This window comes from Haloferax profundi, from assembly GCF_001469865.1.
Lineage (GTDB): Archaea > Halobacteriota > Halobacteria > Halobacteriales > Haloferacaceae > Haloferax > Haloferax profundi.
In genome coordinates this window covers 1-1,383 of record NZ_LOPV01000027.1, presented here as the reverse complement: position 1 = coordinate 1,383, position 1,383 = coordinate 1, and the positions used below count along the sequence as shown (strand labels likewise).

Genomic DNA, 1,383 nt, shown 5'->3' with positions numbered 1-1,383 from the left:
TGCGTGAGCTGGAACGCTTCACCCAGACACGCACGGACAGGCACGCACCGGCAAATCCCGACGGATTGAGGCCCGTCGTGACACCCCGTGACTCTGACGCCTCAACTAAATCCAGCGCCTTCTGTCGAACCGAGTCAGGGACAGCAAGTTCGGATGAGAGTCGCGGGATGAAATCACGAGGGCGAACAGGCCGTGTTGGCAGCCCAAGTTCCGTATTCAACGTCTTGTACGCGTTCACGACCCTCTGGTTCTCCACACGCGCCAAGTCAGCAACCTCCTGGAGTGTTCGTAGGAGTCCGTTGCACCGACAAACACCGTAGATGCTCGCTGCTGCAATCGACTCGACGGACCGCCCTCGAAGGAGGTCTTCGTTCTGGGCACTACGGAAGAGTCGGCATGCTTGGTCACGAATTGACTCAGAGAATCCGAGAGCGCCTGCAATCCGACGTACTTCGCCCAATCCGAGAGCTAGATTCCGTTCAGCTTTCGACTGGAATCGCCCACGGGACTGTTCACGGCGCATCCGAGAAACCTGCTGTCGTTTCTTCCCGGAGAGCGTTCGCCCTGCGGCGTCTCGCTTGTAGCCTATCTCAGATGAGAGCCCGCGGTCATGCCGAGTCGGCGTCAGGGGAGCGCCAGTTCTCCGTTGACTCTCCTCGTCTCTCTCAGTGATTCGCCACTCTGGACCGTGGTCGATTTGATACTCGTCGATGATGAGTCCACACTCCTCGCAAAGAGTTTCGAGCGTGTTCGTTCTCACATAGCCGCCGCAATCTGGACAGGATTTGTTTGTGTTAGCCGGTACATGCTCGTCGAAGCCGCTCTCGTAGATATCTCTCGTTGCCATTGGTCATCAGCGAGGTATTCTTTCTGCGCCCCGCACCCCTTTGGGGCAAAAACAACTCACGGAGATCGAAGACCCAGACAGGAAATTTCGACAGACATCTCAGCAACGCGAACGGCGCGTATATTGACACCAACCGAATGGATACCGTTGCCGACGTCTAGGCTCTATGTCCGTAGGATTGTCTGTCTGGTCCTACGGTGCGGAAAACTCCCAACGGACAGAAACCAGCCAATCGCGTGCCAACGACAGCCCCAATCCCCTGCCCCCCGGGGCTGTCGACGTGAACGGCGAACCCTCAACTATCCCTTTCCATGGGTTTGTGCAGAGAGGCTACCAAAGCAGAGCAAGGAAGTCACTCATCTCTTCTGTGACCGATACGGACTGTCGAGGTCCGAAACGAGAATGGCAGGCCAACACGAGATGTTGACCGTACCAGTGGTGTGCCCCTGATAACGGCAAGTGTCAATAGTATCTAATTAGTAAAAGAGTTCTCATCAACTGCTACAATTTGATTCTGCGTCCGGTCAGTTGGGAAT

At 55.9% G+C, this 1,383-nt stretch carries 1 protein-coding gene; it reads right to left on the bottom strand.

Annotated features, from left to right (window positions below; all coding sequences use genetic code 11):
• A partial coding sequence (locus tag AUR66_RS20295) for a transcription initiation factor IIB (RefSeq protein ID WP_082682090.1) occupies positions 1 to 847 on the bottom strand: 847 nt, incomplete at its 3' end.
• Positions 848 to 1,383: the final 536 nt, after the last annotated feature.